This is a genomic window from Paenibacillus sp. 2TAB19 (assembly GCF_052115185.1).
In the GTDB taxonomy this organism is placed as follows: Bacteria; Bacillota; Bacilli; order Paenibacillales; family Paenibacillaceae; genus Pristimantibacillus.
Genome location: NZ_JBFRGE010000058.1, coordinates 24,486 through 44,158, shown reverse-complemented (window position 1 = coordinate 44,158; position 19,673 = coordinate 24,486). Strand labels below are relative to the sequence as shown.

Sequence of the window (19,673 nt, the reverse complement as noted above, 5' to 3'; positions counted from 1 at the left end):
TCTACATTCACCTATTCTATTATAGYATTTTTTGTTAATTATACAGGAGCTTTCCACAATTTCATCTATTATTTTGCAATTTCCTCATAGAAACAACAAGAAGACCGGTCGCTCGTCGCGAACCGGTCTTCTATAGCTCTGCCTCTTACTTCGCCGGCAAGAACTCTGTCGTAAAGATTTCTTTCGCATCGAACTTCTCTTTCAGCAAGCCGAGATCCGCGAGCTGCGTGATCAGTGTCGTCCAACGCTCTTCGGTCATGTAGCCGAAGCCGTGCTCGGCAGCGTCGCCGCCGTATACGAAGCTCGTTTGCGCTTCGCCTTCGAAGTTCAGCGCGTCAAGCTCGATGTTCGGGTTCGCCGCATGAATGACTTCGTTGATTTCCGTAGCGGAATCCTTATAGGACATCCAGCCCTCGGAGAACGCTTTGACGAAACGCGCAACCGTCTCTTTGTTTTTCTCCAAGTAGTCTTTCGTTACGAACAATACGATGTTGTACGGGTCATAACCCGCTTCGGAGATAAGAATCGTCTTCGTCTTCACGCCTTCCTTCTCAAGGAAATACGGCTCGGAAGTGACGAACGCCTGGCTTACCGATTCTTTATCGGCGATGAAGTTCACATGCTGGCCGTTATAAGCAACTTCCTTCGCTTTGCTCAGATCAAACTTGCTCTTGAGGAAATCCCAGTATGTAATACCAGGCTGAATGTAGACCGAGCGGCCTGCGAGGTCATCGAACGACTGGATGTCCGCATTCTCATGGAACATAAGCGCTTGCGGACTGCCTTGCAGCGCCGCTGCTACGCCCACCAGCTCGATGCCTTGGTTTCTAGCGATAACCATTTGGTCGGCATGCACAAGACCGAACTCCGCTGCGCCGGAAGCGACGATCTGAATCGCCGATACTTGCGGGCCGCCCGGTTCGATTGTAACGTCAAGCGCGTTGTCCTTGAAGATACCTTTCTCTTGCGCCGCATATACGCCGCCATGCTGTGCTTTCGGAAACCAGTTGAGGACAAGCTTCACTTTCTCGACAGGTACATCTGTTGCAGCCGGTGCATCCGTAGCTGCTCCGTTTGTTGCTCCGTCCGTTGCCGCAGGAGCGTTCGCCGGTTCGTTGTTGTTGCCTCCGCCGCCGCAAGCCGCTACGAATACCGCCACCAATAGACACAAAATAAGTACTTTACCCTTTTTGAAATGTTGCATGTTCTCTCTCCTCCGCCTATATCTATTTATTTTTCAACCTTCATAGCCGACTCATGCCATGATCCCAATACCCACTTGGCAAAAATGCTGACTATTAGATAAAACCCAATACCTAGAATGGCGGCAGCAATACCGCATGCGAATAGAAATGGCGTCTTCACTTGAATGGCAGCGACCGTGATCGCATAACCGAGACCGCCCTTCCCTCCGCCAATACCCGCGACGTATTCACCAACAATGGCGCCTACGATCGACAGCGTACAGGAGATTTTTAGACCAGCCATAATGTAAGGCATTGCAGCCGGAATGCGCAGCTTCAGCATTTTCTTCCACTTGGAAGCGTTGTATAGCGTGAATAGCTCATCCATGTTCTTGTCTACCGAGTTCAGACCCATAAGCGTGTTAGAGATGATAGGGAAGAAGCCGATCAAGAACGAAATGACGACAATGGATTTGTACCCCGCTCCGAACCAGATGACGACAATCGGCGCGACCGCGACAACGGGAATCGTCTGCAAAATAATCGCATACGGGTAAATGCTTCGTTCCATAATCTTGGAGCTGGCGAGCAGTACGGATAATAGGATGCCTATGACCGCGCTAACCGCAAATCCGATTAGAGATTCGACAACCGTAATTTGAATAGCCGCAGTCAGAATACTCCAGTCCTCTATAGCAGCTTTATACACATCCGATGGCTTAGGGAAGATGAAATGCTTCAGCCCCAGCATCGACGGGATAATCTCCCATAACGTAATGAACACGATGAATGCGATAATCGGGCCGAGATAATAGTGCTTGAAGCGGTGCCAGCCCTGATTCTTCTTTACAATCTCCCCCACAGGAACAATGGCCTTGCCAGCCGTTTCGACACTTGAGATCGACATTATCCCAGCTCCCTTCGGTCTGCCCCATGCTCCAGATGGCTCGATGCCAAGTCCACAAATTCAGAAAACTTCGGTGTCGTTCTCATTCCAAGCTCGCGCGGATAAGGAAGGTCTACATCGATGATGGACGACACTCTTCCCGGACGGGCCGACATGACGACGATCTTGGAGGATAGGAATACCGCTTCATAGACATTGTGCGTAACGAACAGCACGGTCATCTTCTCTTTCTGCCAAATATCGAGCAGCTCCATTTGGAGCGACTGACGCGTTATCTCGTCGAGCGCAGCGAACGGTTCGTCCATCAGCAGAAGCTTTGGCTTTGCAGCCAGCGCCCTGGCAATCGACACGCGCATCTTCATGCCGCCCGACAACTGCCTCGGGTGAGCCTTGGTATGATCCTTCAAGCCGACCATCTCCAGCACATGAAGCGCCGTTTCCTTGTGCTCCTTGCGGCTTCCGCCCCGAAGCTCCATCGGCAGTACAACATTGTCCAGCACAGTGCGCCATGGGAGCAGATTAGCATCCTGGAAAACGAAGGCGATGTCATTCGATTCGCGAACGAGCTGCTTAGGCGATTTGCCATTCACCGTCACCTGGCCCGTCGTTGGCTCCACCAGACCCGCTACCATCCGGAGTGCCGTCGACTTGCCGCAGCCTGATGGCCCTAGAAAGCTGACGAACTCTCCCTCTTGAATCGTAAAATGAATGTCGTTGAGCGCTAACGTTCCGGTACTAAACATTTTGCTCACATGCTCGAAGGCTACCAGTTGCTTCTCCGCTGTTCCCGCCATACGTCCCTCTCCTTTGCGCTAATCGTTATCGGCATCTATTCGATCAGATCGATTATTGATTACGTGTTAAGTTAAGTAACATATTAGCATCGGAGTTTGCCTGAAACAATATTCAGAGTAGCCAAATTTGTGAAATTTGTTTGTTCAGTGTACCCAAAACGGCATTTTTATGTTAGGTTTATGTCCGATAACTGCCTTCCGACATGTTGCTCGTCATCAAAATATCACATAAATAACAAACTCAGAAAACGCAAAGAGGCCGCCCTAGCCATATACAATGACTTCTGGGACAGCCTCTATTCCACCCTACTCGGGTATTCGATTAGGTACATCGTAAAGGTATACGGGTGTGCGGTAAACATCGCTGCATACGATAACCCCGTTAGGTTGCCAATCCGGCAAAGCAAAACATACGCTAATAATACGCGCTCCCGGCTTAGCCTTCTCTTTGAAAATTCCGCTTAACCGCTTCATAGCACCGGGGTAGAGGTAGCAGACGATGACATCAGCTTGCTCGTACGCTTCCTTGTAGATATCTCCTCTGCGGAAGATGACTTTGCTCCGCCATAATGCAAATCTGGCCAGCTTCGAAGTCCATAACGGAAGGGAAGCATTCTCGACCCCTTCCACCGTGCACTCCTTGCACCTCTCTGCGATATGCAGAGCAAGATGTCCCCATCCGGATCCCGCTTCAATGACTCTCACCGGTCCGTTCATTCGGCCGATCACCGTAGACACGGCTCTGCGGGCCTGCGCCGAAGAGGGCATCGGCGATATGCCGTTGCGCCAGCTTCTGTAGACGATCGAGACGAGTCCAATCAGTACAACTCCCGCAACAATAGTCATGAACGTACTATAGAACGTAGAGCTCACCCCGCCTCACTCCTGCCTAATTAACCTTGAATTTCGATGCAGCCTCCGCCAGATCTTTGGTAAGGGAGTCGATCGTTTCAACCATGCCGGCAAGCTGCTGGGCCATTGCGGATTGCTCCTGCATCGTTGCCGTGACCTCTTCTACAGAAGCCGATACTTCTTCTCCCGTTGCCGACAAGCTCTGAGCTGACTCCATGACGTCGTCCTTGTCGCGTTCCATTTCCACGACGCGGCTGGACATTTCATGGATTTCATCCGCGATATGCGACACGTTTTCGAAGATGGCTTGGAAAGCGTCCTTCGTTTCTTCTACATATTGCTCTTGCAGAGCGGAAACATTTCGAATTTCCAATACGCTGGCATTGTTTTCTTGAACGAAGCCAAGGTTCTGCCCGATAATCTCGTTGATTTCCTGAGACTGCTTCGTGCTTTGCTCGGCTAGCTTACGAATTTCCGACGCGACCACGGAGAAGCCCCGCCCATGCTCGCCCGCTCTGGCCGCTTCAATAGAGGCGTTCAAAGCAAGCAAGTTCGTTTGGCCCGCAATATCCTTGATCGCCCCCGTAATTTGGCTAATGTTGGTGGAGCTGTGCTGCAGCTTAGCTGTGATTTCCGAAATTTTTTGAACCTCATGCTCGTTTTGCTCTTTTACTCGAATCAGGTTCTCAATAACTTCGCGGCTTTGATGGAAAATGCCTACGATTTTCTCGGCTTCCCCTTTAATCAAATCCGTTTTCTCTCGCAACGAAACGAAACTTTCTCCGAAGCCGTGGAATTTGTCTACGATCTGCTCGGTGTCTTTCGATTGCGTTTCCATTGCCCTTGCGATCTCTACGCTCGTTGTTGTTGTTTCCGTAATCGAAACGGACGTTTGCTTCGCAGAAGTATCCAGCTCATTGGTGCTTACCTTCATAATCCCGATGGACTGGTTCATGCTGCCTATCAATTCCTTGCTGTTAAGAACCATCATATTAAAGCTGTCCGCAAGATCCTTGAATTCGCTCTTATATTTCGCGTCATCCCTTACCGTCAAATCGCCGGCTGCCATTTGCTTGAACAACTTAGACAGATTAATAAGCGGTCTCGTCATGCTGCGAGAAATAAAGATGCCCACCGCAATAGCGAGAAGAATGGCCGCCAAGGTCACGACAATCAACTCTGTCATCATTTCTCTGACAGGCTCGTTAATATGTTCATAGGATTCTGTCAATGTGATAACGAAGTCCGCATCAGGAATTTTCGTGAAGCTAACGATACCGTTCCCGCTTTCTGCGTTGCCTTGAATGGGGGATCCCGCGGCTCTTTCTTTCAACCATTCGTCAAGACCCGGCGAGTTCAATTTCTGACCCACGCTATCCGGATTCACATTGTCGTATATCACGATGCCCGAGCGGCTTAATATAGATAGGCTTCCCTCCGTCTGCACGCGCTCCAGCTTTTCAACAAAAAACGATGCGTCAATCGTTCCGTTGAACACGCCTATTACAAATCCTTCTTGGCTTATGATTGGTTCCGTAAAAGGAATGATCAGTTTGCCCGTGCTTTTGGAAATGATTGCATCGCTAATAAAAGGTTTGCCTTTTATCGTCTCCTGAAAATATTCCCGATCCGTCCGATCGCCTCCGACATCGCTCTCGGAAGACGACGCCACTATAATCCCATTCGCATCTATAAGTTGAAAAGATTGAAAGCCCTTCGTTTTTTCGAGACCCGATTTTAATATACCGTTGGATTGCGTCAACAACTCGTTGCTCGGTGAGAAAAATTGATCGTCCGTCATCTGTCCAGCGTTTCTGAGCGTCAACAACGACTTGAATGTATTGTGATCTGCAGCCAATGCAACGCTCTGTCTCTCCGACAATACAGAAGACCATAGGTTCTCGCCGATCAGCGTTCCACTGGTTAACAAAGACTCTTTGCTTTCTTTGAACAGCAGTTCCGAATTGCTCTGATAAATCATCGTCGCTGTGCCAGCGAAAACTACCGCCACCAGCAATGAAATGTAAATCGGCAGCTTCCATTTCAGTGATACGTTTCGTTTCCAAAAATTGACCCTCTTTTTCTCTTCCATCTCGTCATCGCTCCTGTACCGGGCTTGTACCCGCATGCTTGTCACACTTATACCATACCTTTTATATCGGATGACGAGTAAGATCACAGGCATCATTCGACAAATTTTTATTCATTTTTTTAATTTTTCAAGGATACTCTCACGACAAAGAAGCTTCATCCGCGCGGATGAAGCTCCAGCGATTCCTATATTGGCCCTACTCCGCTTTGCGCGGCAGTCTGACTTCGAAGATCGAGCCCTCGTTCAAGCGGCTCTCCACTGTTATGCTGCCTTGATGCAGGTCGACAATCTTCTGCACGATGGATAACCCAAGCCCGCTGCCTTCAGTCGTTCTCGTCCGCTGCTTGTCACCCTTGTAGAACCTCTCGAACACCCGCTTCCGATCTTCATCCGTCATGCCTATTCCTGTATCCGCAATGCATACGATTGTGTGCTCTTGCGTCTGCGCAAGCGTCAGCTTGATGCTGCCGCGGACGGGAGTAAACTTGATTGCGTTATGAATGAGATTCACCCACACCTGGCTTAACAGCTCCTCATTAGCTACGATCTCAGCCTCGGCAAGCGCCAAGTCGAGCTCTAACTCTTTCTCCAACCATTGCGGCTCGCACGCGAGCACGATCGTCTCCAGCTGGGTATCCAGCCTGAACGACCGGAGCTCAAGATGCTGTTCGTCGGCTTCCAGGGAGGTAAGCTTGAGCAGGTTGTCGCTAAGCTTAGACAGCCTCGTCGTCTCCTTCTCGATAATCGCCGAATAGTGCATTCTCTCCTCTACCGTCAAATCCGCGCGTTGCAGCGTGCTCGCGAACCCTCTGATCGACGTTAACGGCGACTGAATTTCATGCGACACGTTGGAGATGAACTCCTGCCTAAGCCGTTCCACCTGCTTTAGCTCCTGCGTCATCTCGTTAATGGATTGAGCAATGTGGCCGATCTGCCCGTCATATCTCCCTTCCTCGTCGACAACGACATTGAAGTCGCCTTTAGCGATTCGGCGCAGCGCATCCAACATCTCGTTCCACACTTTACGTTGCTTCGGAAGCACCAGTATTCCGATAATCATCCACATGACGACAATAAATAGAAGACCAAGCCCCCAATTGATTAGTTGGAGGATGTAGTCGGACCATGATACATGATGTGTTCGATAAAACCATCGAGAGAGCATATACGCGAGCGAGAACATGCTGCCGCAAAATACGAGCAGAACGGAGACCGCACCCGTCCTTCGCAACGTGATCTGCAGCTTCGACAGCTTGCGCTTCATCGTTGCACCTCCAGCCGGTAGCCGAGCCCGCGAATCGTGCTGATCTTCACCGATACTTCCCAACCCGCGAATCGTTCGCGAAGCCGGTTCACATGCACATCGAGCGTGCGTTCATTGCCTTCGAAGTCGTAACCCCAGATCGCTTCGATGAGCTGCCCCCGCGGCAGCGTCCGCCCCATATTGCTTATCAGCATGAACAACAGCTCGAATTCCTTCGGCGGCAGCGTCACCGGCTCGCCGTTCACCGCAGCCGCGAAGCTATGTCGATCCAATTGAAGCTCGCCGGCCGTCACCTGCTGGGACAGCGCAATCCGATAGCGCTTGAGCAGCGCCCGGACGCGAACGGCGAGCTCCGCCGGATCGAACGGCTTCACAAGGTAGTCGTCCGTTCCAATGTTGAATCCTCGCACCTTGTCGCCCATTTCTCCCTTGGCCGTCAGCATAAACAACGGTATATCATAAGTGTCACGCAGCTCCTTACACAATTCCCAGCCGTCCATGTTCGGCATCATGACGTCGAGCACAACCATATCGGCGGCAGCTTTCTCCATCGTTGCGAGCGCCTCCCGGCCATCCGACGCTTCCTGTACGCTGTAGCCCTCCTTCCGCAAAATAACGCTGACAAGCTCTCTTATATGAGGATCGTCATCCACGACCAATATATAGCTCATTCGTCCTTCTCTCCTCTGCCGCTTCTTTCCCAAGAGTGCTTAAGCGGATTTGTTCATTCGCAACTGACCGTCCGCGAATTCCTTGTACAGACGATGAGTGCGGTACAACTGCTCATGAGAACCGACACCCGTAATCTCGCCTTTCTCCAGAAAAACGATGGAGTCGGCATCAACGACCGTAGACAGCCGGTGCGCAATGACAACGGTCGTCCGGCCGGCCATCAGGTTTTTCAGCGCTTGCTGCACGACCTCCTCCGACTTGCTGTCGAGATTCGACGTCGCCTCGTCCAGCATTAAGATTTGCGGATCCCGCAGCAAGGCGCGGGCGATCGCAATGCGCTGGCGTTGACCGCCCGAGAGCTTAATGCCCCGCTCTCCAACTTCCGTCGCGTAACCGTCTGGCAAATCGCTTATGAATCCATCCGCATAAGCCATTCTCGCGGCATGTTCCAATTCCTGCTGATCAACCTCACGCTCGAGACCGTAGCACAAATTATCCTTGATCGTTCCCGCGATAATCGGGCTCTCCTGCGATACATAACCGATTTGCTGACGCCAGAAGCGGAGCGATGCGCCAGAGATATCTTGGCCTCCGAGCCGAATGGTGCCCGACGACGGCTTGTAGAACCGCTCCAGCAGCGAGAACAGCGTCGTCTTGCCGCTGCCGCTCGGACCGACGATCGCCGTCACCTTGCCCGCCTCAATGGTCATGCTGATATCGCGCAGAATCGGCTCTTCGGGCTTGTAGGCGAACGAGACGCCCTCCACTTGCAGCGACTTATCCATAGCGGACAGCATCTGCCCTTTGTTCTGTTCTTCCTCCTCGGATTCGAGAATGCMGATAATGCTCTCCGTCGCCCCCATCGCCTTCTGGAATTGCGTGAAAAATTGTGAAAGCTGCGTGATCGGCAGCATGATCTGGAACAAATACATAATGAACGCGACAAGCTCTCCTGCCGTCATTTTGCCCGATGATACTTGCACGCCTCCGAAGCCGATCAGGCCGACCAGCAGCATTAAGATAATAAACGTAATGATAGGCGAAATAAGCGCCTGCATTTTTGCTTCCTTAAGCCCCAAACCAAACAGATTGTGAATGCCTTTGCGTCCATGCTCGTATTCAGCCGGCTCGGATCCCGAAGCCTTCACGAGACGGATCTCCGAGACGACGCGGTTCACCACCGAGGTGAAGCTCGCGTTCTCCGCCTGCGTTTCCTTCGACACCTTATACATTTGACGTCCGATCGGCATCATAATGAGTGCTGCTACCGGAAATACAACTAACATGACGAGCGTCATCTGCCAATTCATATAGAACAATATAGCAAGTGACCCGATAATCGATAATATGCCGGTAAAAAATCCGGTCACATGCTCCGTAATAAACCCTTTGAGGATGCCTGTGTCATTCGTCAGACGGCTGACCGTATCGCCAGAAGACTTGCTGTCGTAATACGGAACAGGCAGCCGCAGCAGCTTGCCCCATAACCGTTCGCGGATAGCAGCAACGATTTTGTTGCCTCCATAATGCAGCAAGTACACCGATATACCGCCGAATACGACTTGCCCGATGAATGCCGCCGCCAGCGCCAGCATTTGTCCCGTACTCAAGGAGCCGAACGAGAACCCGTTCACCAGGTTTTTCGTAAACAACGGGATCGTCAAGCTGACGAGCGTATTCATCACGCTAAGCACGACTGCGATAGACAATAGCGCTTTGGGCGGGTTCGTATCCATTAACAGGCGAATGAATCGCTTAAGACTTCCTTTTTGAGTATTAATCATACCACTCCTCTATTCCTTGTTTCTCTATCTCTCTTCGTACTGTACCGTACCCATTTAAACGCAATTTAAACGAAAGAAGGGCAGCACACCTCAACAAAAAAAAGCTCTGCCGCCCGCAATAAGCGAGAGACAGAGCTCCTTCTATTCCTTCTAATAAACAACCTTAACCGGCGTTCTTGTTTTCGCGGATTCCATAATCGCAAGAATGACCATCGTCGTGTTATAAGCATCTTCCTTCGTTACGAGGAACGGCTCCCCCGTAATCAACTGATCGACGAAATGGCGAATGCTTTCGTAGGCGAAGCCTTTCGGCTTGCCGTGGATAAAGTGGCGTACAAGCAAATCCGGACGGTCGGCCTTCGTCTCCGTGAAGCGCTCCAGCATTTGACTGTGCGTCGGATCGATATTGAACATGCCCTTCGTGCCGGTAATGTTCAGCTTCATATCGTTCACGTTCGGGTTCGAGTTCGGCGTAATCCAGCCATTCTCCATCGTGGCGATGCCGCCTCCGCGGAATTCAAGTATCGTCTGGTATACGTCAACCGTATCAACGCCTTCGTCCTTCAGGACGCCTTCGCGGGATACCGAGTATACACGCTCCACTTCGTCATCGAATAACCAACGCAGCACATCTACGCTATGATAGCCAAGGAACCAGAGGATCGATGATTTCGCCGCCCATGGCAATAGATCGGTCGCTACCCATTTAATATCGTTCAAACGGTAATACGCGCTGTATGGATCGCCGATATCGCCGTCCAATATCGATTGCTTCGGAATCGCGAACAGCGGACTCCACCTGCTGTGCAGGTCCACCATCATGCGCACATTGTTTTTCTCCACGGCTTCCATGATCTCAAGCGCTTCTTCGCGGCTTGTCGTAAGCGGCTTCTCGATAATGAAATGTTTGCCCGCGTTCGCGCAGTCCACCGCGATCCGCGTATGGGCGAAGTCAGGCGTCACGATTGCGACTGCGTCGACAAGGCCGCTGCCCAGCATGTCGTTATGGCTCGTAAAGACGTTCGACTCCGGGATGTTGAACTTCGCGGCAAGCGCTTTGGCGCGCTCTGCGTTCATATCGCATATAGCAGTCACTTCCGCTTGCGGATGATCGTTATAAATAAAGGCATGCGTCTCGCCCCAAGTACCTGCGCCTACAATACCCATTTTGATCGTTGTCATCATTGTCATCGCCTTTTCTAGTTAGTAATAGAAATTAATAAAACGATCTCGTTCATTTACTTCACACCGCCGAAGGTTAAGCCGCGAATCATGTACTTCTGGACAACCATGGCGAACAGGAGCACCGGTAAGATCGTCACAATGCCGATCGCCGACATTTCGCCCCACACGACGCCGCTTACGGACAGGAACAGCGTGACGGTCGTCGGCAGCGTGCTTGCATCCGAGCTCGTCAGGAATAACGCGAATACGAATTCATTCCACGAATTGATGATGCAGAAGATCGCGGTGGCGATCAGTCCCGGCGTGGCGAGTGGCAGAATAACCTTCATGAAAACCTGGAACCGCGATGCGCCGTCCACGAATGCCGCCTCCTCGAGCGCGACGGGAATTTCCTCGAAGAAGCTCCGCATCATCCAGATCGTAAACGGAATATTGAAGAGCATATAACAGATGATAAGCACGAAATGCGTGTCCAGAATGCGCAGCATGCTCGCCATAACGAAGATCGGAATAACCGATGCCATCGGAGGCAGCATCCGCAGGCTGAGCACCCAGAACGCGCGGTTCTCCTTTTTCTTGAATTCGAACCTGGCGAAGCCGTATGCGGCCATCCCGCCGATGAAGATCGAGAACAAGGTCGTAAGAACGACTACGATCGCACTGTTTTTCAAATAATCGAGCGCATGCCTATTTTCAAAGATTTGCTTGTAATTTTCGAAGGTCGGTGAGAAAAACCAAATACTAGGGTCGTACGTTTGCGTTTTTGTTTTCAAGCTGATAATAAGCATCCAAAAGAGCGGAAACACACAGACGATACAGACGATTGCCAATATGGCGGCGGTAGAGAGGCCGAGTTTTTTGTTTCCAAGCGGATTCATCCCTTGTTTTCAACCCCTTTCCGGTACATCTTGATGAGCACCATGCTGATGACCGTAGTCAGAATGAGAAGCACGACGGATACGGCGGCCGATCGCCCGATCCAGCCCGTTCCGGCAAATCCAAGCCTGTAGACATGAAGGCTTAAGAACTCTGTCGAGCTGCCCGGTCCGCCCTGCGTGAGGGAGTACGGGATGTCGAACGTCTTAAGCGAATCGATCGCGCGGAAAATAACCGCGAGCAAAATCATTGGCCACAACAGCGGCATCGTAATGTTACGGAAAATTTGCAGGTTGTTGGCGCCGTCGATCGCAGCCGCTTCGTACGGATCGGAAGGCAGCGAACGAATACCTGCGTAAATAATAAGCGCCACGAACGGCGTGTTCTGCCAAACGTCGACGAGCACCGTCGACCAGAATGCATTTTCGCCGGACAGCCAGATCACCTTGCCCCCGACAAACTGCAGGAAGTAGTTCAGAACGCCGTACTCCGCATTCATCATCAGCTTCCATACTTGCCCCGTAATGCTGGGCGTCATCGCGATCGGCACGATCATGCAGGCGAAGACTAGAAATTTGAGCTTGAACTCTCGGTCGAGCAGCACGGCCAGCCAGAATCCGAGCAGCAGCTCGATAACCGTCGTAATGATCATGAACCCGATACTAATGGACACCGAATACCAGAACTCGGCGTCTTGTCCCGAGAACAACCGGATGAAGTTATCCAAGCCGACGAAGTTGAAGGAGGAATAGCCCAGCTCGTAATCCGTAACGCTCAGCACATACAGGAAGATCGTAGGCAGAAACGTTAGCGCGCCGAGGATAACCATAGCCGGCATAATATATACGAGATGAGGCCTCTTCTCAAAATAGGAGCGAATCATAGCTGTTGTCACCTTCTTTGCTTTAGCTTATCCAAGCCGCGCTTCCCGCGCGGCCCGGATCCTTAACGTTTACTTGCCGACAATATCCTCTAGCTCCGCTTGCGATTTCTCCGCCGCTTCCTGCACGGTAATTTCGCCGAACATCGCCGCGCTCACATAGTAACCGACACGGTCAAGAATTTGACCAAGCTTCTCGTGCGGAGGAATCCAAGCAATGCCCTTCTCGACCAGTACGTTCGCATCGCTAAGCGCTGCAAGCTGTACCGGGTACGAAGGATCCGCCGCTACGAGCTCGGCGTCCTCGTAGATGGATGTGCGAACCGGCACGCCGCCGCCTTCCACGTATGCTTTCGCATTTTGCTTGCTGTTCATGTACACGATGAATGCCCAAGCTGCTTCCTTGTTTTTGGACAGCGCCGAGATCGACATGTTCCAGCCCGCGAGCGCGCTCGCTTTGCCTTCCGGACCTTCCGGCGTCGGCACGAAACCTACTTTGTCATACACTTGCGAGCTTGCCGGATCGAGAATCCGCTTCGCCAGCGCCGTCGCATCCAGCCACATAGCTGCTTTACCCGTCGTGAAGGCGGACAACGCTTCTTCATGCGTATAGGATGCTACGTCCTTCGGTGCGTTCTTCAGCAAATCTACGTAAAATTGCATCGCTTGAACCGTCTTCGGATCGGTCATCGTAACGTCGCCCGTCTGTTGGTTCAAGAATCCGCCGCCGAAGTTGTACATGACGGTCATAAGACCCGATGCCGCATGCGTACCGCGCTGCGCGCGCATCGTCACGCCGTATAAGCCGTCTTCCTTGCCGTTGAAGAACTTCGCGAGCTCCAGGAATTCGTCCATCGTAACCGGCGGCTGCTTGGCATATTTCTCGAACAGATCTTTGCGGTAAGCGATGAATCGCGTTTCGCCCGCCGTCGGAATGCCGTACGTCTTGCCGTCGTATTTGCTGATGCCGTTGCGGTAAGCCGGTACGATATCTTCGTAGTCGAACCAGTCCGGCGTCAGCGTTTTGTCCGTGATATAGGAATCGATCGGCTCGACCACTTTCTTCGCGCCGTATTCGCTCATCCAGAATCCGTCGACCATAAGCACGTCGTACGTACCGGTTCTGCCCGTGTAATCAAGCAGCTGCTTGTTTTTGAGATACGTTTCCTCCATCACTTCCCATTTCACCTTGATGCCGGTAAGCTTCTCGAAGTCGCCCGTAAGCTTCTGGAAAGATTCCGTGGACGGATGGCTCGCGAATGCTAGATTCAGCTCCTGCCCTCCGTATTGCGATTTGATCGTTTCCCCCCACGCTTCAAGCGTATCCGTTGCGCCGCCGGAGGCGCCGCCCGCATTTCCCCCGCCTGCATTGCCTTTGCCTGCGTTATTGCCGTTGTTGCTTCCGCATGCCGATAGGACGGCTACGAGCAGCATGACAACGATTGACTGAGACCACTTCTTTGTCATTGATAGACACTCCCCTGTCTGAGTTTTGTGTCAGATAACATCACATTGTTTTGGATTCATCCGACACTTGCGGTGTTGATATAACAAATAATAGAACTGTAAAGCGTTTTCAACAATGTATTGTGACGCCGACTCTTGTCTTTTCAAAACTGAAATGCGAAAAATAAACAAAAAACAAACCTTCGTGTGAAGGTTCGTCACATAGATTAGCTATTTTTTTCCTTGTATTCGAGCGGAGAGACGCCGAAATACTTTTTGAATATTTTCGAAAAATACGGATAATCGTTGAATCCGCACTGCTCGGCGATGAGGTTGATCTTGGCCGAATCCTCGCCCATCAGCCGTTCGCGCGCCTTCTCCAGCCGGTATTCGCTTATATATTGGGTGATCGGCTTCTTCATCACTTCGCGGAATATTTTGCTTAAGTAGGGGGAGCTGACGCCGCTGTGATCGGCAAGCGCCTGCAGGTTCAGAGCGGCATCGCCGTAGCGGCTGTCGATTTGGGACATCACCTCTTCGACGACGCGCTTGTTGCGAGGCGCCCTTCTCTCGGATACGCGGGCAATCACATCGGCTACGTAGCTCTTCCAGCCTTCGAACAACTCTTCGGCCGTAGAGGCCGGCTGCGGCGTCGCCATCATTTGCCCGCCTGCATCCTGCTTCAGCGAGAGCAGCAGCTCCGAGCGGAAGAACAGCTGGAAATGTCCCATGATCCGCTTCAATTCGAGCAGCGTGTAGCCTTGCGACTTGCAGTAGGCGCCCCAATCGTCGATGAGGCGATTCGCCTCCGCCTTATGCTCAGCCAATACATTCTTGATCAGGGCGGCTGCCGTTTCCTTCATGAAGCGTATACTGTCCGCGTTCATCTGCGCCGTCCATTTGGACGGATCCTTAAGCAGCACTTTGGAGATGACCTCGTCGAGCCTCTCCTGCGTTACCGGCTTGAGCAAATAATCGGTTACCTGATACCGCAGCGCCTGCTGCACGTACTCGAACTCGGCGTAACCGCTAAGGACGATAATTTCGAGCTCCGGGTTCGATTCCCGCACGCGGGCGATGAGCTCCAATCCGTTCATCACCGGCATCTGAATATCCGTAATGATCATATCGGGACGCTTATCGATTAAGCGCTGAAGCGCCTCTTCGCCGTTCCTTGCTTCGTCCGTTTCGGTTATCGTTCTGCCGAAGTTCTCCAGCAGCTTCACGATCCCTTTCCGTATGACGACCTCGTCGTCAACGATCAGCACTCTCATAGCTTTTCCCCTCCTTCGGCAGCACTATGCGAACCGTCACGCCGCCCGTCATCGACTCCTCGATCGACAATCCGAACGGCTCCCCGTACCGCAGGCGAATCCGGTTGTGGACGTTCAGCAGGCCGATGCCTCGTTTGCGGCTGGCGTCCGTTTCGGGCACGTCCGTATCGTTCCGCTCGAACAACAGGTTTAACGCCGCCATCGCGTTTTCATCCATGCCTTGCCCGTTATCCTCGATGTACAGCGCATAAGCGTCGCTCTGCGGAATATCCTCGGCATAGATTTTCAAGTAATAATCCCTTTCTCCGATGAAGGCGTAATGGAACGCGTTCTCCACGATGGGCTGCAGCGTCAGCTTCACGATCGGATAACGGTTGAACGGCTCCAGCTCGTCCAGATCGATCTCGATATCAGGATATCGCTCATGCTGGATTTCCAAATACGTTTTCACATGATCGATCTCCACGCGCAGTTCCACCTCGGCCTTCGGATTGTCGATCGTATAGCGGAAGAAATCGGCCATCGCTTTGCTCATGCGGCTGATCGCGGGCACTTCGTTAATGATGGCCTGACAATTAATAACCTCAAGCGTATTGTACAGAAAATGCGGGTTGATCTGATTTTGCATCGCGAGCAGCGTGGCGTCCTTTTGCTTCATTTCCGCGTTTATTTTCTCCATCTCRACGACGTACATCTTGTCGATCATCTCCGATAGGTTGGCTAACATCTTGTTAAAATTCCGGCCCAGCAGCCCAATCTCGTCGGTATATTTGGTCGCGAAGCGCACGTCCAGATCGCCGATTTCCACTTTCTTCATGAGCTGCAGCAGCTTCCTGATCGGTTGAACGAGCGTAAGCGAGAGCACGATCGAAATGACCAGCGTGATGAGCAAAATAACGACGATAACGAACGGCTGCACGTTCTGGATCTTCCGCACTTTGCCCGTAATCGCCTGCTGGTTGATATACGCCTGCACTTCGAAGCCGCTATAGCTGAGCTTCGAGTCCATTTTCAAATACACCGCCTTGTTCGAGCCGGCGTCTTCAGGGAACGATGAGTAGACGATATGCCCTTGCGCGTCCTTGAGCTCGATAAGCAGGTCAGAGGCAGCCAGCAAGCGGAAGGCATCGCTGAACAGCTTGCCGTTCAGGCGCACGACCAGCATGCCGTCCCTGCCGTTGTCGTCGTATCTGGCCAGCGTCAAATAAATCGTCTTATAGGAGCGGTCCTGATAGAACAGATGCTCCTTCGTCGGTCTTGACCACAGCTCCGTATCCTTGTTCAAGAAATGGCGGTACCATGCCTGTCCCTTATAATCGATATCGCGGACGCGATCCAGGTTCTCGTCGTAAATCATCGTTTCCTCGCCGCCGGTCCGATTATCCTTGATCATGAGCAGCACCGATTCCAGCTCGCTCGAATATTGCGTCCGGAACGCTTCCAGCGCATTCTCGACCTTGTTCCGATCCGTTGCTCCTATTAGCTCAGTACCGTTGTCGGAGTAGTAAAAGAAGTAGTATACGTTCTGCACGACTCGGTTCAACTGGTTGTCTAGATTGAGTCCAGCCTGATTGATAGAGCGTTGCACGCGCTCCATCTCGTTTTCCGTGACAATTTTCTGAAAATATTGCTGATAAATATAGACGATGCTGAACACGCCGATTACCGAAACGATAGAAATCGAGATGAAAATTTTCGTGAAAAATTTAAGGTTCATCACCCGCATGACGATCAATCGGAGAACCTCTCTCATGGCACAGCACCCCGCTCTGATGATAGTATTCCAATCTGTCCGAGCAATAATGCCGTATTATAGCATAATTGGTCCAACCGTAAATCACTTAACATGCAAAAAAGCACCCGTTGCATACGGGTGCCTTCGACTTGCACGTTTATTTAAGTTGCTATTTTTCTAAGCTCCGGAAATTCCTCTAAGTAGCCGTTCAGCTCCAGCTCAAGCAGCGCCTTGCGGATGCTGTTCTCGTCCTCGCCGGATTGGTCGGATAGCGCAAGCAGCTCCTGCATTGAAATATCCGGTTGCTGCTTGCAGTAAGTGAGCAAGCCCTTGGCCGCCCAGGATAGACGGTCATCCTGGAACTCGCCGATCATTTTACGGAATAGCTTGTGTGGAATCAACTGCTGATCGACGAGCGACTGCATCGCTTTAATCGCTTGCTTAACCGTCATACGCCCTTTCCTGGATACTTCGGACAACGTCAATGTAGACGCCTCCGATGTCCGGGAGCTTAAGACGATATATATCATTTGCGAGTAAATATCGAGGTTCGGCTTAAAGAAAATTTCTGTTGATACGGTAAAATTGCGTACGTCAATTTGCTTCATTTCGTTAGTCATAATGAATTCTCCCTTCCAGATGGTCTATACCATCATAAAGGTTCGAAACCGAGGATTCAAATCGGTACTTTATGAGAAAAACATCATAATAAATCCGGATTATACTTTTGTTGCCGTGCCGAGCAGCTTCTGGATGTGGCTCTCGATCTTAGCCGGGTCATCGGTCGGGCTGAACCGCTTGACGACATTGCCGTCACGGTCAACGAGAAACTTCGTGAAATTCCACTTGATCAGCTTCGATCCGAGCACGCCGCGCGCCTCGTTCGTCAGATGCTGGAACAGCGGATGCGCATTGCTGCCATTGACATCAATCTTCGCGTACAGCGGGAACGACACGCCGAAGTTAATCTCGCAAGACTGCGCGATCTCATCGTCGTTAGCCAGCTCTTGATTATTGAATTGCGAGCATGGGAAGCCAAGGACGGCGAAGCCTTCCCCCTTGTGATCGTCATGGAGCTTCTGAAGCCCTTTGAATTGCGGAGCAAAACCGCACTTCGTTGCCGTGTTCACGATCAGCAGCACTTGACCTTTATAAGGCGCGAGCGTTTGCTCCTCCCCCTTGATCGTCTTTACATCGATATTATAAATAGACATGTTCATCCGCTCCTTCGATTTTCTCGATTTTGTATAATTAAATTGTATACAATCAAAAAGCTGATGTCAACCCTGATCGGTACCTCATGCAAAACAAAAAAGGGCTGACCGTCCGAATCCCTTCGGCAGTCAGCCCTTTACTTAGCTAGAATCGTTCTTCTTCCTCCCAAGCAAGCGGCGAATGGCGGTAAAGAGCGAGGTCGATCCTGCCTGCATCGCTCACCTCAACGCCCTCTTCCTGTAAATTCATCATTTGCAGGAAACGTCCTTCGTCATCCTGAATCGCCACTTCGCCCTTGGCGTTAACGACCCGATGCCATGGCAGGTTATGAGCACGGCTCATCGAGTGAAGAATACGAACGACTTGACGCGCGCCCCGGCTGCTGCCCGCCAGCTCGGCTACCTGACCATACGTCATGACGCGCCCTTCCGGAATTTGTTGAATAATCGATATAACCCGTTGCGTGAAAGGCTGCATAACTTTATGACGCTCCTCTGCCTTCTTTGCCTGCCTGAAGGCAGCGCTATATTTGTAAGCAGAGGATACTCGATTGCACCGTGCAGCGTCAACTACGTGTTATTTGAACTTCGCCGGGAATTGCTTCACGACTCCCGCCGCCAGCTTATCGCCGAACATCGCCATATGATTCTCGCCATTATCGAATGCCGCTACGCTTGCATTCCAATCCTTGTTCATTCTTGCCGACACATCTTCGGTGATCAGCTTCAGATGGGTTTCCATATCGTCTTTTAATTCCTTGTACGACCAATTCGGATTGGCGGCGCTTAGAAACTTCGCGATATCGTCCGCATTCTTATACCACTGCTTGTTGTACGCTGCCGCCTCCTCCGACTTGCCGCTCTTCAGCGCATCCAGCAGCTTGCCTGCCAATACGATATGCTCGGTCAGCAGCTCCGTTAACTTCGTACCGGCAGCTTCGCCATAATAAGGCTTGAATGCGTCGCCGATATCCTTCTGATTGCGAAGCAATCTTGCCAGAACTTGTTCCTGGTCTCCAACCCCAGCTAGTGTGCTAACGAGATACAACCGTGTCCATACGACATGATCAATCCACAGCTTTCTCAGTTCTTGCTTCAGCGTAGCAGCGGACTGACTCAGACATTTAGTTGGATTATTCTCCGCGGCTTGAGCTTTCATACCGGGTATACCGGCTCCGAATATAAGCGCTGCACATAATAGGGTCATCACAACTGATTTTCTTAACATGCACACATCTCCTCCAAGTGGTTGTACGACACGCCTGAGATTAGTGTGACCCAATCAATCTTTTCCATGCGACTACAAACTTTTGATCGTTTTTCCATCTTTTTGCTGTTTTTATTTACGATTTCGACATTTTTTTCGACTTTCAATAAATTTGCTTTTTATTTTTCCGATAAAGGATGTAGAATAGAAGTAAAGAGTTAATGCCCGATCTCGTCAAACTCACCGATGCTTGCCGTCGGTAAAGTAAGACTTACTTTGTAACATACCTGTAAGGAGTCTTTCTCTT

General features: G+C 51.2%; 18 protein-coding genes. All 18 read right to left on the bottom strand.

Annotated features, from left to right (window positions below; translation table 11 throughout):
- Nucleotides 1-145: 145 nt before the first annotated feature.
- Complete coding sequence (locus AB4Z33_RS22285; protein ID WP_442051995.1) at nucleotides 146-1,204, bottom strand: ABC transporter substrate-binding protein; 1,059 nt, start codon at nucleotides 1,202-1,204, stop codon at nucleotides 146-148.
- Nucleotides 1,205-1,230: 26 nt separating this feature from the next.
- The gene (locus tag AB4Z33_RS22280) at nucleotides 1,231-2,091 is read right to left on the bottom strand and encodes an ABC transporter permease (protein ID WP_442051994.1); all 861 of its coding nucleotides are present in this window, start codon (nucleotides 2,089-2,091) and stop codon (nucleotides 1,231-1,233) included.
- Nucleotides 2,091-2,885 (bottom strand): ABC transporter ATP-binding protein, encoded by a 795-nt coding sequence (locus tag AB4Z33_RS22275; RefSeq protein ID WP_442051993.1) that lies wholly within the window; start codon nucleotides 2,883-2,885, stop codon nucleotides 2,091-2,093. The genes AB4Z33_RS22280 and AB4Z33_RS22275 overlap by 1 nt, the downstream gene beginning before the upstream one ends.
- 306 nt (nucleotides 2,886-3,191) lie before the next feature.
- A complete protein-coding gene (locus AB4Z33_RS22270) occupies nucleotides 3,192-3,758 on the bottom strand; it encodes a class I SAM-dependent methyltransferase (RefSeq protein WP_442051992.1) in 567 nt (188 codons plus the stop codon).
- 16 nt (nucleotides 3,759-3,774) lie between these two features.
- Nucleotides 3,775-5,829 (bottom strand): methyl-accepting chemotaxis protein, encoded by a 2,055-nt coding sequence (locus AB4Z33_RS22265; RefSeq protein ID WP_442051991.1) that lies wholly within the window; start codon nucleotides 5,827-5,829, stop codon nucleotides 3,775-3,777.
- Nucleotides 5,830-6,025: 196 nt separating this feature from the next.
- Nucleotides 6,026-7,093, bottom strand: coding sequence for a sensor histidine kinase (locus tag AB4Z33_RS22260; protein WP_442051990.1), 1,068 nt, complete (start codon nucleotides 7,091-7,093; stop codon nucleotides 6,026-6,028).
- The gene (locus AB4Z33_RS22255; RefSeq protein ID WP_442051989.1) at nucleotides 7,090-7,764 is read right to left on the bottom strand and encodes a response regulator transcription factor; all 675 of its coding nucleotides are present in this window, start codon (nucleotides 7,762-7,764) and stop codon (nucleotides 7,090-7,092) included. The genes AB4Z33_RS22260 and AB4Z33_RS22255 overlap by 4 nt, the downstream gene beginning before the upstream one ends.
- Before the next feature lie 39 nt (nucleotides 7,765-7,803).
- Entirely contained in the window at nucleotides 7,804-9,549 is a 1,746-nt protein-coding gene (locus AB4Z33_RS22250) for an ABC transporter ATP-binding protein (RefSeq protein WP_442051988.1), read from the bottom strand.
- A 150-nt stretch (nucleotides 9,550-9,699) separates the two neighbouring features.
- Nucleotides 9,700-10,731 (bottom strand): Gfo/Idh/MocA family protein, encoded by a 1,032-nt coding sequence (locus AB4Z33_RS22245; RefSeq protein ID WP_442051987.1) that lies wholly within the window; start codon nucleotides 10,729-10,731, stop codon nucleotides 9,700-9,702.
- Between the two features lie 56 nt (nucleotides 10,732-10,787).
- Nucleotides 10,788-11,612, bottom strand: a complete 825-nt coding sequence (locus AB4Z33_RS22240) for a carbohydrate ABC transporter permease (RefSeq protein ID WP_442051986.1) — start codon at nucleotides 11,610-11,612, stop codon at nucleotides 10,788-10,790.
- Entirely contained in the window at nucleotides 11,609-12,493 is an 885-nt protein-coding gene (locus AB4Z33_RS22235) for a carbohydrate ABC transporter permease (protein WP_442051985.1), read from the bottom strand. The genes AB4Z33_RS22240 and AB4Z33_RS22235 overlap by 4 nt, the downstream gene beginning before the upstream one ends.
- Before the next feature lie 69 nt (nucleotides 12,494-12,562).
- The gene (locus AB4Z33_RS22230; RefSeq protein ID WP_442051984.1) at nucleotides 12,563-13,957 is read right to left on the bottom strand and encodes an extracellular solute-binding protein; all 1,395 of its coding nucleotides are present in this window, start codon (nucleotides 13,955-13,957) and stop codon (nucleotides 12,563-12,565) included.
- Nucleotides 13,958-14,163: 206 nt separating this feature from the next.
- Nucleotides 14,164-15,210 (bottom strand): response regulator transcription factor, encoded by a 1,047-nt coding sequence (locus AB4Z33_RS22225; RefSeq protein WP_442051983.1) that lies wholly within the window; start codon nucleotides 15,208-15,210, stop codon nucleotides 14,164-14,166.
- The gene (locus AB4Z33_RS22220) at nucleotides 15,191-16,963 is read right to left on the bottom strand and encodes a sensor histidine kinase (protein ID WP_442051982.1); all 1,773 of its coding nucleotides are present in this window, start codon (nucleotides 16,961-16,963) and stop codon (nucleotides 15,191-15,193) included. The genes AB4Z33_RS22225 and AB4Z33_RS22220 overlap by 20 nt, the downstream gene beginning before the upstream one ends.
- 143 nt (nucleotides 16,964-17,106) lie before the next feature.
- The gene (locus tag AB4Z33_RS22215) at nucleotides 17,107-17,565 is read right to left on the bottom strand and encodes a hypothetical protein (RefSeq protein WP_442051981.1); all 459 of its coding nucleotides are present in this window, start codon (nucleotides 17,563-17,565) and stop codon (nucleotides 17,107-17,109) included.
- 99 nt (nucleotides 17,566-17,664) lie between these two features.
- Entirely contained in the window at nucleotides 17,665-18,159 is a 495-nt protein-coding gene (locus AB4Z33_RS22210) for a glutathione peroxidase (RefSeq protein WP_442051980.1), read from the bottom strand.
- A gap of 145 nt (nucleotides 18,160-18,304) precedes the next feature.
- A complete protein-coding gene (locus AB4Z33_RS22205; RefSeq protein ID WP_442051979.1) occupies nucleotides 18,305-18,637 on the bottom strand; it encodes an MGMT family protein in 333 nt (110 codons plus the stop codon).
- Nucleotides 18,638-18,736: 99 nt separating this feature from the next.
- Complete coding sequence (locus AB4Z33_RS22200) at nucleotides 18,737-19,387, bottom strand: glycosyltransferase (protein ID WP_442051978.1); 651 nt, start codon at nucleotides 19,385-19,387, stop codon at nucleotides 18,737-18,739.
- Between the last annotated feature and the right edge of the window lie 286 nt (nucleotides 19,388-19,673).

Excerpts from the sequence above, each read along its gene's own strand:
- AB4Z33_RS22240 (WP_442051986.1), bottom strand. The coding sequence starts at position 11,612 with ATGAATCCGCTTGGAAACAAAAAACTCGGCCTCTCTACCGCCGCCATA.
- AB4Z33_RS22235 (WP_442051985.1), bottom strand. The coding sequence starts at position 12,493 with ATGATTCGCTCCTATTTTGAGAAGAGGCCTCATCTCGTATATATTATG.
- AB4Z33_RS22260 (WP_442051990.1), bottom strand. The coding sequence starts at position 7,093 with ATGAAGCGCAAGCTGTCGAAGCTGCAGATCACGTTGCGAAGGACGGGT.
- AB4Z33_RS22210 (WP_442051980.1), bottom strand. The coding sequence starts at position 18,159 with ATGTCTATTTATAATATCGATGTAAAGACGATCAAGGGGGAGGAGCAA.
- AB4Z33_RS22205 (WP_442051979.1), bottom strand. The coding sequence starts at position 18,637 with ATGCAGCCTTTCACGCAACGGGTTATATCGATTATTCAACAAATTCCG.
- AB4Z33_RS22200 (WP_442051978.1), bottom strand. The coding sequence starts at position 19,387 with ATGTTAAGAAAATCAGTTGTGATGACCCTATTATGTGCAGCGCTTATA.
- AB4Z33_RS22225 (WP_442051983.1), bottom strand. The coding sequence starts at position 15,210 with ATGAGAGTGCTGATCGTTGACGACGAGGTCGTCATACGGAAAGGGATC.
- AB4Z33_RS22245 (WP_442051987.1), bottom strand. The coding sequence starts at position 10,731 with ATGACAACGATCAAAATGGGTATTGTAGGCGCAGGTACTTGGGGCGAG.
- AB4Z33_RS22285 (WP_442051995.1), bottom strand. The coding sequence starts at position 1,204 with ATGCAACATTTCAAAAAGGGTAAAGTACTTATTTTGTGTCTATTGGTG.
- AB4Z33_RS22265 (WP_442051991.1), bottom strand. The coding sequence starts at position 5,829 with ATGGAAGAGAAAAAGAGGGTCAATTTTTGGAAACGAAACGTATCACTG.
- AB4Z33_RS22280 (WP_442051994.1), bottom strand. The coding sequence starts at position 2,091 with ATGTCGATCTCAAGTGTCGAAACGGCTGGCAAGGCCATTGTTCCTGTG.
- AB4Z33_RS22255 (WP_442051989.1), bottom strand. The coding sequence starts at position 7,764 with ATGAGCTATATATTGGTCGTGGATGACGATCCTCATATAAGAGAGCTT.
- AB4Z33_RS22215 (WP_442051981.1), bottom strand. The coding sequence starts at position 17,565 with ATGACTAACGAAATGAAGCAAATTGACGTACGCAATTTTACCGTATCA.
- AB4Z33_RS22275 (WP_442051993.1), bottom strand. The coding sequence starts at position 2,885 with ATGGCGGGAACAGCGGAGAAGCAACTGGTAGCCTTCGAGCATGTGAGC.
- AB4Z33_RS22230 (WP_442051984.1), bottom strand. The coding sequence starts at position 13,957 with ATGACAAAGAAGTGGTCTCAGTCAATCGTTGTCATGCTGCTCGTAGCC.